A 13251-nucleotide genomic window follows, 5' to 3' on the forward strand; every position below is an offset into this window, starting at 1 on the left:
ATTGAGGCCCGCCGGGCGGTGCCAGTGCCCCGCTGGTCGCGTGCCGCTCGTGCCCGGACCGCCGGACTGCAAGCAGGATCAGCGATATCGTCGCACGAGAGGCATATGACCCGTATTCCGATCATTCTGCTCGTTTCCGCTTCATTGCTGGCGTCCGGCTGCGGAGCGCGGGACTTTGGCGACCTGCCCGAGGATCCCAAGGAACGCGCCCTGCTGTGCACCCGCGCAGGGGTAATGCTCATCGGCGCGACGCCGTCGAACGACAAAGAGCGCTTCGATCGGGTGTCGGCGAAAGGTCGCGAACTGGCGAATGCGAACGGCTTCTACTCGCTCTTTCCGGGGAGCAACGAGGATCCAGGCAAGGCGCTGGGAACCGAAGCGGCGATCCAGTCGGCGGTAGGATCGCACTGGGCGACGACGATCAACACCTGCTTCAAGGCCTATGGCATCGAGGAGGAACCCGTCCCTGAGCTGCCACGCGAATCCTATGAACGCACGGTCGTTTGCGCGGCGGCGATCGCTTACGACAATCTCGGCGGCCGGGAGATGGATGCCGAGTCTCGCATCATCTATGATCCGCAGGCCGGATATCTGCTGCACAAAGCGGCGATCCTTGCAGGTGGCGCCGACAAGCTGACCACCGCCAATGACGACGCTACCACGCGGCTCGGGCAGGTGATGACCGCCGGAACGGCGCGGGCATGGGCGGCGGAGTGCCGCAAGAACGATCCGAAGATCGACAAGGCGACGGGCGCGTTGCCTACCGACGACGCGGCTGCGCTCACGATCTGCGACGATGTCTTGAGCTTCGCGGAAGAAGGCGGGCTGGCGAAGGGCGCGAAGGGGAGCGCGCCCGCGACGCGCTACGCCGCGGCCTATCGCACCGTGCACGCGCGGTTCTCGGCGAGACCCGCACCTGCTTCCGAGGCGATAGAGGCCGCGATCAAGGCGGTCGCGGAGTCCGGACGGCTCGACCAGATCGGCGACCAGTGCATCGCACGGTTCGGCAATTGAGTTGGGGGTAGGAAATGGACGTCTTTACCGCAGTTTCGTTGGGCCTGATCCTGTTCGGCGTTCCATTCGCCTGGTTCGGTATCCACCGCTATCGCAAGCAGGGACGGCGTTTCGCCAGCGCAAAAGCGCACTGGAAGCGGACGGACGCGGAAGTGATCGATGCGAATCTGATCGATCGCGAAAGCACCGACAGCGACGGCGATTCGACGACTTGGTATGAGCCAAAACTTCGTTATCGCTACGCGGTAGCCGGGCAGGTGTTCGAGGGGGATCGAACCGCCCTTTGCACGGCGCTGCGATTCTCGCTGTTTCCGCCGGCCCAGCAGTGGCTGCTGGCGCATCCGCCGGGCAAGGTGATCGACCTCTGGTACGACCCCGCCCAGCCTCAAGACAGTGCGCCGCTTCTCGACAAGCCAAGCCTTTTCGTTGCGGCGGCAATGGTGATCGTCGGCGTTGGCTTTGCGGGATTGGGTGCAGCGCTGCTTGCAGGCCTCGCCTGACCGCGTCGTGAAGTCGTTGCGACAGGTCCAAGCGATCCTGTCCTGTCGACGCCAAGTGTGGGAGCAGTTTATGCGAAAGAGCTTCACAATGATTTCCGTCGCGACACTGATCGCGCTTGGGCTGGCGGCAGGCGCGAGCGCCGCCTGGACGGGTAGCATTCGCGCCCTTCAGGTGGATCCATGGGACAACGCTCGCTACCTCATCGGCGTGAAATCGAGCGCTGAAGCTCTCAGGATCATCGACAGCGGTCAGTTCGACATCAATCTGGAGAATGAGGAGGGCTACACGCTCCTTCATTTTGCGGCAGAGGCGGGCGATCTGGAGTTGGTCAAGGCCATGCTTGCCCGCGGTGCCGACCCGAACGCCAGGAACAATTCGGTGGGGTACACACCCTATCAGATGGCCTATTCAACGGCGGTCAAGGCCGAGCTCCGCAAGGCGATGAGCGCCGCGCAGGTCCCGACCCGCGAAGCCGGCGGCGCAGCATCGCCCAAGGGCGCGGCGAAGGCCGCCCCCGCCAAGTCGAATGGCATGTGCGAGATGGCGCGCAACGATCCTGCGAGCAGCAGCCGATCGCCGGCGTTGCGGCCATTCCTCGCCGCGAAGGATGCGGTCTGGTACAACAAGCCTGACGAATTGACCGGTCTGCTCGAAGATTGCGTACGGGTGGACGAGCAAGACGAATATGGCTGGACTCTCCTCCATCAGGCAGCGCAGCGTGACCGCGTCGAGCTGGCCAAGATCCTGCTGAAGAAAGGCGCCAACAAGGCCCTTCGCAACAAGGATGGCCAGACCCCAGGGCAACTCGCCACCTCGCCTGAGATGAAGGCGCTGCTCGGCGGATCCGTCGCGACGACGAAACCAGCAACATCGCGCGATATTGAATGCCAGCAAAAATATCGGGCCGATGTAGCACTTTGCTCCGATTCCACCTGCCGGATGCGTTCGATGCGCAAATGGCAGCAATGTCTCAAGACCGGCAATTACTGGTAACGGTCGGCGATCCCCGGCTCAGCGACCAGTGGAGACCGGTCCAGTCTATCAGCCGGGGACGTCTCGCGCCCCCGACAATCGACGATGACGCCCGGAAGCCCCAGCACCTCGATGCAGCTTGTGTTCCACGAGCAAGGCCCGGTGCCTCTCGCGGGCGCAAGCACAGCACTTCATCCGCTCATCCGCGTGCTCACGTGCGATCGGACCGACGCGCAGCTCGGTCCGATCCAATTCGGTCGCCCGATGCCCTGTTGTAACGCCGAAATCCCTGTTCCCGCCACGATAGTGTCATGCGGCCATGGCGCGATCGAGTTCTGCGCGTCGGTTGATGTTGAACAGCCCCAGCGCGGCGTCATTCACACGGCGCGCACCGGTCGCCTCCATCCACGAACGCAGCGAGCGATGCCTGTCGGCGAGATGGGCATCGAGTTGCCCAGCCAGTGCGGCGGGCCACAGGCCGATCAGATACTGCACCTCGAACACGGCTGGCCCTGCCCCGCCTAGCCGTGTGACCAGATCGGTCGGCAGGGGAAACACGTCAATTGGCACCGTCACCACCGCGTCGAAGCCGCGCGCCTGCGCATCCGCCAGCGCGGCGGCAATCCCGCCCAGCGGCCCCAGACCCGGTTCGGGCCGATCGGAAATGCAGCGCAGTCCCCCCACGGTGCGACCGCACAGCACCAGATCGTCGACCTCCTGAACGAGCGCCGCGCGGGCGTGGTCGAGCAGGCTGCGCCCCGCGATTTGCGCCATCGCCTTGTCGCTGCCGAACCGGCGTGATGTGCCGCCCGCGATGATCGCGCCGAGCAGCCGCATGCTAGAGCGCCAGCACGGGGACCGGGTCCCCCGCAACTGCAGCCGGCGCATGAGGCGGGCGGCGCAGTAGATAACGAGCCTGTGCGAGCATTCCCTGTCCCGAAGCCGCCTGACGATCGAGCAGCCGGACGCCGCCATCCACCCGGGCCGCGCACAAAAAGCCCTCGCGATCCCTCTGTGATGGGATCGGCGCGACCAGCGGGCGCTGTTCCCAGTCGAGCGCCGCGTCGGGCGGCCGTCCGCCCAGTCCGGCGAGCAGCGGTGCGAGGAACAGGCGCGCGACGGTGAGCGCGGCGGTCGGATTGCCCGGGATGCCCAGCACCGCAAGGCTGCCGAGCCGGCCGAACCACACCGGCTTGCCCGGCTTGATCGCGATATCGGCGAAGGCGATCTCCAGCCCCAGCGCGGCCAGCGCCGCGCGGCAATGGTCGCGGTCGCCGCGTGAGGCTCCGCCCGCGATGACCAGCACATCGACATCGACCAGCGCAGCGCGCGCGGCAGCGCGGATTGCTGCCGGATCGTCGGCGACGCGCGCGCTCGCGACCATCTCCGCCCCCCAGCCGCGCGCAAAGGCGGCGAGCGCGATCGACAGGCTGTCGGGGATGGCATGGCGCGTTGCCACAGCATTTCCCGGCGCGACGATCTCGTCCCCGGCCGCCAGCAGCCGCACGCGCGGACGCCGCCAGGCGCTGACCGCGCCGACATCCGCCGCAGCGACCGCCACCAAAGCGCCCGGCTCGAGCAGGGTGCCGCGCGGCACGACCGGCGTCCCGACCGCGAAATCCTCTCCCACCCGGCGCACATGCGCCCGCTCTCCCGCCCGGGGCGAAAGCCGCACCAGCGCCCCGCTCGCTGCGCTGCGCTCGACCATCACCACGCGATCCGCCCCATCGGGCAGCGGCGCGCCGGTCATCACCCGCATCGCCTCACCCGGCGCGAGCCGCCCGTCCGCCGCTGCACCTGCGTAGCGCGTGCCAGCGACGCGCAGCGGCGTGTCGTCGGCCAGATCGGCGCTCCGCACCGCATAGCCGTCCATCGCCGCACAATCCCAGCGCGGCGCGGAAATCCGTGTGACCACCGGATCGGCGAGCACCCGCCCGGCCGCATCCGCAAGCGCGACGGTCTCGCTCCCCAACGGCAACGCGTGCGCCGCAAGGATCGCCTGTGCCGCGTCGAAATCGAGCGTCGCGGCGCAGGCAGTGATCTCAGCCATCCGCGCCATACACCGCTTCCTCGATGACCCGCGCGACGCCCGCACCGCCCACCGCTTCGCCAATCAGGATCAGCGTCGGTGCGTCCTCCGCAAAGGCACGGGTGGCGATGTCGAGCAGATCGAGCCGGGTCGCCAGCCGCTTTTCATCCGTCAGGCTGACATTGCACGCGATCAGCACCGGGGTCGTGCGGTCGAGCCCTGCGCCTATCAACCGCCGCGCAATCTCCCCCGCCGCGCCGCGCCCCATATAGAAAGCGAGCGTTGCGCCCGGACTGGCGAGCGAGGCCCAATCCAGATCGAGCGCGGTGCCGTTGCGGCTGTGCGCGGTCACGAATCGCACCTCGCGCGCCATCCCGCGCAGCGACAGCGACACACCGGCAGATGCCGCCGCCGCGCTCGCCGCAGTGACGCCGGGGCAAACTTGCACGATGCACCCTGCATCGCGCAGCGCGGCCATTTCCTCCGCTGATCGCCCGAACATCGACGGATCGCCGCCTTTGAGGCGCACCACCCGCCGCCCCGCACGCGCGGCGGCGACCAGCAGCGCGTCGATGCTCCCCTGATCCTTCGAATGCAGCCCGGCGCGCTTGCCGACGCTGACCCGTTCGACCCCGGCGGGGATCAGGTCGAGCACGCCCGGCCCGACCAGCGCGTCATAATAGACGATGTCCGCCGCCGCGATCAGCCGCACGGCCTTGCGCGTCAGCAGATCGGGATCGCCCGGCCCTGCACCCACCAGCCATACGCTGCCCGCTGGAAAATCGTCATGCTGCATCGGACGTTACCTCCGAAAGGATGCGGGCGAGCGCCGGGCGGCACGATCCGCAATTGGTTCCGGCCTGCAACGCGCCGCCGATCGCGGCGACATCGGCCAGCCCCCGGTCGCGGATCGCCGCGACGATGGTGTTGAGCCCGACATCGAAACAGGCGCAGATCACCGCGCCGCGATCGGGCTGCGCCCCCGGCGCGCGCCCGGCGAGCAGGGTCGGCGCGGCACGTTCCTCGGCCAGCTGTGCGATCAGCCAGTCGCGCGACGGCAGCTCGCCGGTGCGGGTGACGAACAGCACCGCCGCGAGCTTGCCCGTGTCGAGCACGGCAATCCGCCGCGTGCCGCGCGCGGCATCGAACGCCTCGACGCGCTCGCCGCGCGGCAGCAGCGCCTCGATCCGTGCTGTGTCGCCATTGCCCGCCAACTCCCACAAGCTGCCCTGCGGGACCGCCACCCGCGTCGCCCACAGGCAGCGCGGCGGCGCGGCCAACTCGCCGGAAAGGATCAGGAAGCCACGCCATTCGGTCGCCACCGGCTCAATCTTCGCCGGCGTCGATTTGAACCCCGGCTGGCCCGAATGCGGATCGGTGAGCGGACGCGGGAGCAGCCCGGTCCGCCCACCGGTGGAGGTCCGGTCGGTCCAGTGGATCGGCGTGAACAGCTCGCCGCGCCGCTGCGCATCGGTCAGCGAAACGCGGAAGATACTGTCCCCTTGCGGCGTCGCGACCCGCGCCAGGCCGCCATCGGTCAGCCCCAACTCGGCGGCATCCTCATGATGTACCTCGACCAGCGGCTCCTCGCGGTGGCGCGCCAATTTCGGCGACAGGCCAGTACGGGTCATCGTGTGCCATTGGTCGCGATAGCGCCCGGTGTTGAGCGTCATCGGCCAGTCGCGCAGCGGCGCGGGGATCGCCCTCTGCGTCACGCTGACCAGCCGTGCGCGCCCGTCCGGCGTCGAGAAACGGCCATCGGCGAACGGCACGCCGCCCCAACGGAACGGTGTCATCGCGTCGTAGGCGGCGTTGCCCCCGGCCCCGCCATCGGGCAGCGCGAACAGGCGCTTGCCGTCATTGCCATAGGTCGAGAGGCGGCAATGCTCGCGCCAGATCTCGGCGGGGCGGTCATAGGCAAAGGCGGTCTTCCACCCCATCCGCCGCGCGACCTCTTTCACGATCCACCAGTCGGGCTTGGCCTCACCGGGCAGCGGAAACAGCGCGCGCTGGCGGCTGATCGTGCGGTCGCTGTTGGTGACGGTTCCGTCCTTCTCGCCCCATGCGGCGGCGGGCAGGCGGACATGGGCGTAGTCGACGCTGTCGGTGCGCTCCATCACGTCGCTGACCACGACAAAGGGACAGGCGGCCATCGCCTCGCGCACGCGGCCTGCATCGGGCATCGATACGGCGGGATTGGTCGCCATGATCCACAGCGCCTTGATCCGCCTTTCCTCGATCGCGCGGAACAGGTCCACCGCCTTCAGTCCCGGCTTCTCCGCCATCGCCGGCGAGGCCCAGAAGCGCTGGACGAGGTCGCGGTTCTCCGGCGCGAAGTCCATGTGCGCGGCGAGGGTGGAGGCGAGCCCCCCTACCTCACGCCCGCCCATCGCATTGGGCTGGCCAGTGATCGAGAACGGCGCGGCACCCGGCTTGCCGATCCGTCCTGTCGTCAGATGGACGTTGAGGATCGCGTTGACCTGATCGGTGCCGTTCAGCGACTGGTTCACCCCCTGGCTGAACATCGTCACCGTGCGCGGCGTCGCGGCGAACAGCTCGAAGAAGCGCCTGAGGTCTGATGGCGGCACGTCACAGACGCGCGCCACCGACCACAGGTCACTCCCCTCTCCTACCTCGTCCCAGAAATTCTCCGGCGTCGCGACATGCGCAGCGAGATATGCCGCGTCGATCGCGCCCGCCTCGCGGCACCAGTGCAGCAGCCCGTTCATCAGCGCGACGTCGCTGCCCGGCCGGATCGCGAGGTGCAGGTCGGCACCCTCGGCAGTCTCGGTCCGGCGCGGGTCGATCACCACCAACTTCGCCCCAGCCTCGCGCCGTGCGGCGATGCGCTGATAGACGATCGGGTGACACCATGCGGTGTTGCTGCCCACCAGCACGATCAGATCGGCGGCGTCGAGATCGTCATAGCTGGCGGGCACGACATCCTCGCCGAACGCGCGGTTGTGCCCCGCCACCGCGCTCGACATGCACAGCCGCGAATTGGTGTCGATGTTCGCCGTGCCGATGAACCCCTTCATCAGCTTGTTGGCGACGTAATAGTCCTCGGTCAGCAACTGGCCAGAGACGTAGAAGGCGACGCTGCCCGGCCCATGCCGCGCGATCGTGTCGCGGAAGCGTTTGGCGACGAGGTTCAGCGCCTTTTCCCAGCTTGCGCGCTTAAGGCCGATCATCGGGTGGAGCAGCCGCCCCTCCAGCCCGACCGTCTCGCCCAGATGCGTGCCCTTCGAACACAGCCGCCCGCGATTGGCGGGATGGTCGGGATCGCCCTCGATCTGCACCGCCCGCTCGCCCGTGACGGTCGCGCGGATCCCGCAGCCGACCCCGCAATAGGCGCAGGTGGTGCGGACCGCTTCGGGCATCAGGCGGCCGCCTTCAGCGTGCTCGCGCGGCAGATCAGTACCCGCCCGGCACTGATCTTGACCGGCACAGTAGGGGTGCAACCCTTGTCCTCACCCAGCGCTTCGCCTGTGGTCAGCGAGATGCGCCAGTTATGCAGCGGGCACGCCACCGCGCCGCCATGAACGATGCCCTGGCTGAGCCGCCCATGTTTATGGGGACAGCGGTCGAGCAGCGCGAACACCATATTCTCGCCGGTGCGGAAGATCGCGATATCGCCGCCGCCCTCGACCTGCACCGTACGGCTGCCGCGCACCGGGATTTCGTTCAGCCAGCCGATATCGAGCCACTCTGCGGTGGTCATGCCATCTCTCCAACCGGGGTGAAGCGCGCCATCGGCGCGTGATGCTCGCGCTCGGCACCCTGCGCGCGCTGCGCCCAGGGGTCGTCCTGCGAAAAGCTCTGCGAGTGGAAGAAGCGCGCGGCGAGGTCCGCGCGAACCTGTTCGTCGTCGAGCAGCCGGGACCGGACATACTCGACCCCGACCCGCTCGATCCACGGCGCGGTGCGCTCGAGATAGCGCGCTTCCTCGCGGTAGAGCTGGATGAAGGCGGCGCAATGCTCGATCGCCTCGGCCTCGGTTGCGACCTTGCACAGCAGGTCGGTGGCGCGGACATGGATGCCGCCGTTGCCGCCGACGTGAAGCTCGTAGCCGCTGTCGACACACACCACGCCGAAATCCTTGATCGTCGCTTCGGCGCAGTTGCGCGGGCAGCCGCTGACCGCGATCTTGAACTTGTGCGGCATCCACGACCCCCAGGTTGCCCGCTCGATCTTGACGCCAAGGCCAGTCAGAATCCTGCGTGCCGAAGCGGCACCATTCGGAGCCGACGCACGTCTTCACCGTGCGCAGCGACTTGCCATAGGCATGGCCGCTGACCATGCCCGCGGCGTTGAGGTCGGCCCAGACTGCGGGCAGGTCCTCTTTCCTGATCCCGAAGATATCGAGCCGCTGGCCACCGGTCACCTTGACCATCGGGGCGTTGTACTTTTCGACCACGTCCGCAATCGCGCGCAGCTCGGTCGGATTGGTCAGGCCACCCCACATGCGCGGGACGACCGAATAGGTGCCGTCCTTCTGGATATTGGCGTGCATCCGCTCGTTGACGAAGCGGCTCTGCTGATCGTCGACATAGACGCCCGGTAGCGCGCAGAGCAGATAATAGTTGAGCGCTGGGCGGCACGATGAGCAGCCATCCGGCGTGCTCCAGTGCAGCTTCTGCATCACCTCCGGGATCGAGCGCATGTCCTGTGCGACGATCTCGCGGCGGACATCGTCATGGCCAAAGCTTGTGCAATTGCACATCGTCTTCGCACCGACCTGAACCTCATCGCCAAGCGTCAACGCAAGGATGCTCTCGACCAGTCCGGTGCACGAACCGCAGCTCGCCGACGCCTTGCAGGTGGCGCGCACCGCATCGAGGCTGTGCGACCCCTTGGCGATGCATGACACAACCTGTCCCATGGTCACGCCGTTGCAGCCGCAGATTTCCGCATCGTCGGAAAGCGCCGCAACGGCCGCCTTAGGGTCCGCCGCGCCCCCTCCCTGGGCGAAGGCCTGACCGAAGATCAGCAGGTCGCGGACGTCCGCGACGCTCTCCTGCTTCTTCAACAGGTCGAAATACCAATTGCCGTCGGCGGTATCGCCATACAGCACCGCGCCGACGATGCGGTCGTCCTTGACCACCACGCGCTTGTAGATGCCGCGCGCCGCGTCGCGCATCACGATATCCTCGCACCCGTCCCCGCCCGAGAAATCCCCCGCCGAGAACACGTCGATCCCCGACACCTTGAGCTTGGTCGAGGTGACCGACCCGCGATAGCCGTTAGGGCTGCCCGTCATGTGATCGGCCAGGCTGCGGCACATGTCCCACAGCGGCGCGACCAGGCCATAGACATTGCCGTCATGCTCGACGCACTCGCCGACCGCGAGGACATCGGGGTCGGAGGTCACCATGTGATCGTCGACCTTGATCCCGCGTCCGACCTCCAGCCCCGCCGCGCGGGCTAGGCCGGTGGAGGGGCGGATGCCGACCGCCATCACCACCAGATCGGCGGCGATCCGCGTCCCGTCCTTCAGGACCACGCCCTCGACCTTGCCGTCGCCAACAATCTCGGCAGTATCCGCGCCAGTCAGGATCACCTGGCCGCGCGCCTCCAGCGCCTGTTTGAGCAGCCACCCCGCCGCCTCGTCGAGCTGGCGCTCCATCAGCGTCGGCATCAGGTGCAGCACCGTCACCTTCATGCCGCGCAGACTCAGGCCATGCGCCGCCTCCAGCCCCAACAGCCCGCCGCCGATCACCACCGCGCTCCCGCCTTTCTCGGCGGCGGCGAGCATCGCGCCGACATCGTCCATGTCGCGAAACGCGATCACGCCGGGTAGCTGGTGCCCCGGCACCGGGATGATGAAGGGGTCACTCCCGGTCGCGATCAACAGCTTGTCATAGCCGGTCGTGACGCCCCGACGCGACGTCACCGTTTTCTCTGCGCGGTCGATCGCGATCACCGGGTCACCGGCGATCAGGTCGATGCCATGCTCGGCATACCAGTCGGCACCGTTGATCACGATGTCGTCGAACGCTTTCTCCCCTGCCAGAACCGGGGAGAGCATGATGCGGTTGTAGTTCACCCGCGGCTCTGCGCCGAAGATGGTGACGCGATAGCGGGTCGGGTCGCGCGCCAGGATTTCCTCGACCGCGCGGCATCCGGCCATGCCGTTGCCGATCACGACGAGATGCTCGCGCATATCGCCCTCCGCACGCTCGATACGTTGCAATTCCATCAGATCGTCCAGTCCAGTTGCAGCCAGAATTTGCGCGTGTCGGTGGCAAAGCCGTCGGCGCGGTAATCGGCGTAGCGCACCGACGCGGTGGTCTTGCCGAGCTTGGCCGAGGCAAGCAGGTTGAGTTCGTCCCCATAGGACCGGTTGAGCCGGTCGCTTTCGTAGCGGTGCCACACCGCCTGTAGCGTCACCGCCCTGGCCGGGCCGACCGCCTTCCAGCTCCAGCCCGCATTCACATACAGGTCGCGCAAACCATCGGCCGGGGTGGTCAGGAACTTGTCCGCCCAGCCCTGGAACTTGAAATTGGTGCCGAGCGGGAACTGGAAGCTGGTCAGCGCGACGCCATTATCGGCACCGAGCACCTCATAGCCCGCCCCCAGCTTCGGCCCGTTGAGGTCCACCGACACATCGGCGAGCCAGTAACCAGCCTCGTAGCTGTTGGGATTGCGGCCCATGTCCGACTGGCGTGCATGGCTGAACTGATAGGCGAGCTTCGCCTTGCCCAGTTTCCGAGTCCCCGCCAGCCGCGCGCCGAGCGTCCGGCTCGACAGGCGAAAGCCCTGAACCGCCGCCTCATCCTGATCGACCCAGTATCCAAAGCCGGTGACCGTCCCGACGGGGCTCGTCCAGGACAGGTTGGCGAAAACATTGTCGCCGCCCACCGCGCGCTGCCGCGCCCCGGTCCCGTCGATGCCCCAGATCGTCCGCACGCTCCACGCATAGGCAAGGTCGGCCTTGAGGCCCTTCACCGGGGTCACCTCGGCGCGCACCGCGTCGAAGCTCTGGCCATTCTGGCGAAACCCGACCGCGCCGACGAACCGCTCGTCATCGAGCGTAATCCGCTGGCGCCCGGCGGTCAGCGTGACCACCGGCAGCTTGAGCGCGAGCTGCGCCCGGTGGATCGCCACATTCTCCGGATCGGCGATCAGGGGTCGCGCCGCCGATCCGGAGAGCCCGTCGAAGCGATCATCGACGATGGCGAGATTGCCCTGCGCCTCGATGATTGCGGTCAGCGGGCCATGGCCTGCCTGAACCCCCGCGCGGACCCGCAGCGTTACCGCTTCGGCATCCAGGGTCAGGCCGTCCTGTTCGACCTGTTCATAGCGCAGCCGCGCGTCGATCAGGGGCTTGAGGGTCAGGGTCTGGGCGGTGGCGGGCGTTGCCGCCACCAGCCCGATGAGGGGAAGGAGCCGCTGCATCGGATCAGATCCGCACGCCGGCAGCGGTACCCCAGGTGGCGCGCCACTTGGCCTTGACCAGCATCAGCCCACCCAGTGCGACGATCGCCAGCCCCGCAAAGATCAGGAAGCCGGGCGAGAAGCTCCCGGTCCACTGCTTGGCGAGGCCCAGCGAGGAAGCGAGGTAGAAGCCGCCGACGCCGCCCGCCATGCCGACCAGCCCGGTCATCACGCCGATCTCTGCCGAGAAACGCTGCGGCACCAGCTGGAAAACCGACCCGTTGCCGGTGCCGAGCGCGAGCATCCCGATCACGAACAGCATCAGCGCGGTGACGAAATTGTCCGCGATCGCCACCCCGGCAAGCGCAAAGGCGGCGAGGATGAACACGCCCGTAAGCGCCTTCACCCCGCCGATCGCATCGGCCAGCGCGCCGCCCATCGGCCGCACCAGCGAGCCCGCGAACACGCACGCCGCCGTGGCATAGCCCGCCTGGATCGTGGTCAGCCCGAACTGGTCGGTGAAGTAGATCGGCAGGCTGGCGGCAAGCCCGACGAACCCGCCGAACGTCACCGAGTAGAAGCCCATCAGCCACCAGCTGTCGGCGGTCTTGAGCGGTTGGAAATAATCCTTGAGCGACTTCGCGGCAGGGCGACCCGGCGCGTCCTTCGCCATGAAGACATAGGCGATCAGCACCAGCGTCAGCGGGATGCAGGCAAGGCCCAGCACGTCGTTCCAGCCAAAGATCTTGGCGAGGCCCGGCGCGAACAAGGCGGCGAGCACGGTGCCCGAATTGCCCATGCCGGCAAGGCCCATCGCCTTGCCCTGATGCTCGGGCGGATACCAGCGGCTGGCGAGCGGCAACGCGATTGCGAAGCTCGCTCCCGCAAAGCCGAGGATGACGCCGAGTGCGAGCGTGCCGGCAAAGCTGGTTACGCCCATCGCCCAGGCGGTGAAGAGGCCGACGATGACGATGATCTGGCTGATCGTCCCCGAATTTTTTCGGCCCGATGCGGTCGACCAGCAGCCCGTTGACCACGCGCAACAGCGCCCCGGCCAGCGTCGGCACCGCGACCATCAGCCCCTTCTCAGCCGGGGTCAGCGCCAGCGTCTTGGAAATTTCGGGCGCGAGCGGCCCAAGGATTACCCAGACCATGAAGGCGAGGTCGAAATAGAGAAACGCCGCAATCAGTGTCGGCGTATGCCCGCTCGACCAGAAATTGGATTTCGTCGCGGACGGCTGTGCGTCCAGATATGCGGTTGCCATCGTCTCAGTCCCCGAATGCGACCGGCACGAAAAAGCCGCCAGAACGGCGGCCATAAGGGCGCGTCCTGGCGGCTTCGTTGCCTGTTGAGGTTG

Annotated in this window: 9 protein-coding genes and 2 pseudogenes; 3 read left to right on the forward strand and 8 right to left on the reverse strand. The window is 67.4% G+C overall.

The genetic code is table 11. The features are described 5' to 3' along the window. Positions 1–105: 105 nt before the first annotated feature. The 3 genes from LRS08_RS00465 to LRS08_RS00475 all read left to right on the forward strand — a co-directional run bounded on the left by LRS08_RS00465 (position 106) and on the right by LRS08_RS00475 (position 2508). Entirely contained in the window at positions 106–1014 is a 909-nt protein-coding gene (locus tag LRS08_RS00465) for a hypothetical protein (protein WP_260481196.1), read from the forward strand. A 14-nt stretch (positions 1015–1028) separates the two neighbouring features. Further along, entirely contained in the window at positions 1029–1514 is a 486-nt protein-coding gene (locus LRS08_RS00470; RefSeq protein WP_257845374.1) for a DUF3592 domain-containing protein, read from the forward strand. Positions 1515–1602: 88 nt separating this feature from the next. Beyond that, on the forward strand, positions 1603–2508 hold the full coding sequence (locus LRS08_RS00475; protein ID WP_257845373.1) for an ankyrin repeat domain-containing protein: 906 nt from the start codon (positions 1603–1605) through the stop codon (positions 2506–2508). A 288-nt stretch (positions 2509–2796) separates the two neighbouring features. On the opposite strand, the gene LRS08_RS00480 is transcribed toward LRS08_RS00475, so the two are convergent. The 8 genes and pseudogenes from LRS08_RS00480 to LRS08_RS00515 form a co-directional block, all read right to left on the reverse strand. Next, positions 2797–3324, reverse strand: coding sequence for a molybdenum cofactor guanylyltransferase (locus LRS08_RS00480; RefSeq protein WP_260481197.1), 528 nt, complete (start codon positions 3322–3324; stop codon positions 2797–2799). Position 3325: 1 nt separating this feature from the next. Continuing rightward, complete coding sequence (locus tag LRS08_RS00485; protein ID WP_260481198.1) at positions 3326–4546, reverse strand: molybdopterin molybdotransferase MoeA; 1221 nt, start codon at positions 4544–4546, stop codon at positions 3326–3328. Next, positions 4530–5312: a uroporphyrinogen-III C-methyltransferase gene (gene cobA, locus LRS08_RS00490; protein WP_260481199.1), complete on the reverse strand. Its 783-nt coding sequence runs from the start codon at positions 5310–5312 to the stop codon at positions 4530–4532. Before cobA ends, LRS08_RS00485 begins: the two co-directional genes overlap by 17 nt. After that, positions 5302–7896, reverse strand: a complete 2595-nt coding sequence (locus tag LRS08_RS00495; RefSeq protein WP_260481200.1) for a nitrate reductase — start codon at positions 7894–7896, stop codon at positions 5302–5304. Before LRS08_RS00495 ends, cobA begins: the two co-directional genes overlap by 11 nt. Then, positions 7896–8237 carry a nitrite reductase small subunit NirD gene (nirD, locus tag LRS08_RS00500; protein ID WP_257845370.1) on the reverse strand — a complete coding sequence of 114 codons (342 nt, stop codon included), beginning with the start codon at positions 8235–8237 and terminating at the stop codon, positions 7896–7898. The genes LRS08_RS00495 and nirD overlap by 1 nt, the downstream gene beginning before the upstream one ends. Continuing rightward, positions 8234–10715: pseudogene (nirB, locus tag LRS08_RS00505) on the reverse strand (nitrite reductase large subunit NirB). Before nirB ends, nirD begins: the two are co-directional and overlap by 4 nt. Further along, on the reverse strand, positions 10715–11914 hold the full coding sequence (locus LRS08_RS00510; RefSeq protein ID WP_257845368.1) for an alginate export family protein: 1200 nt from the start codon (positions 11912–11914) through the stop codon (positions 10715–10717). The pseudogene nirB and the gene LRS08_RS00510 overlap by 1 nt, the downstream one beginning before the upstream one ends. A gap of 4 nt (positions 11915–11918) precedes the next feature. Then, a pseudogene (locus LRS08_RS00515) lies at positions 11919–13158 on the reverse strand (nitrate/nitrite transporter). Positions 13159–13251: the final 93 nt, after the last annotated feature.

Source organism: Sphingomonas sp. J315, from assembly GCF_024666595.1.
Lineage (GTDB): Bacteria > Pseudomonadota > Alphaproteobacteria > Sphingomonadales > Sphingomonadaceae > Sphingomonas.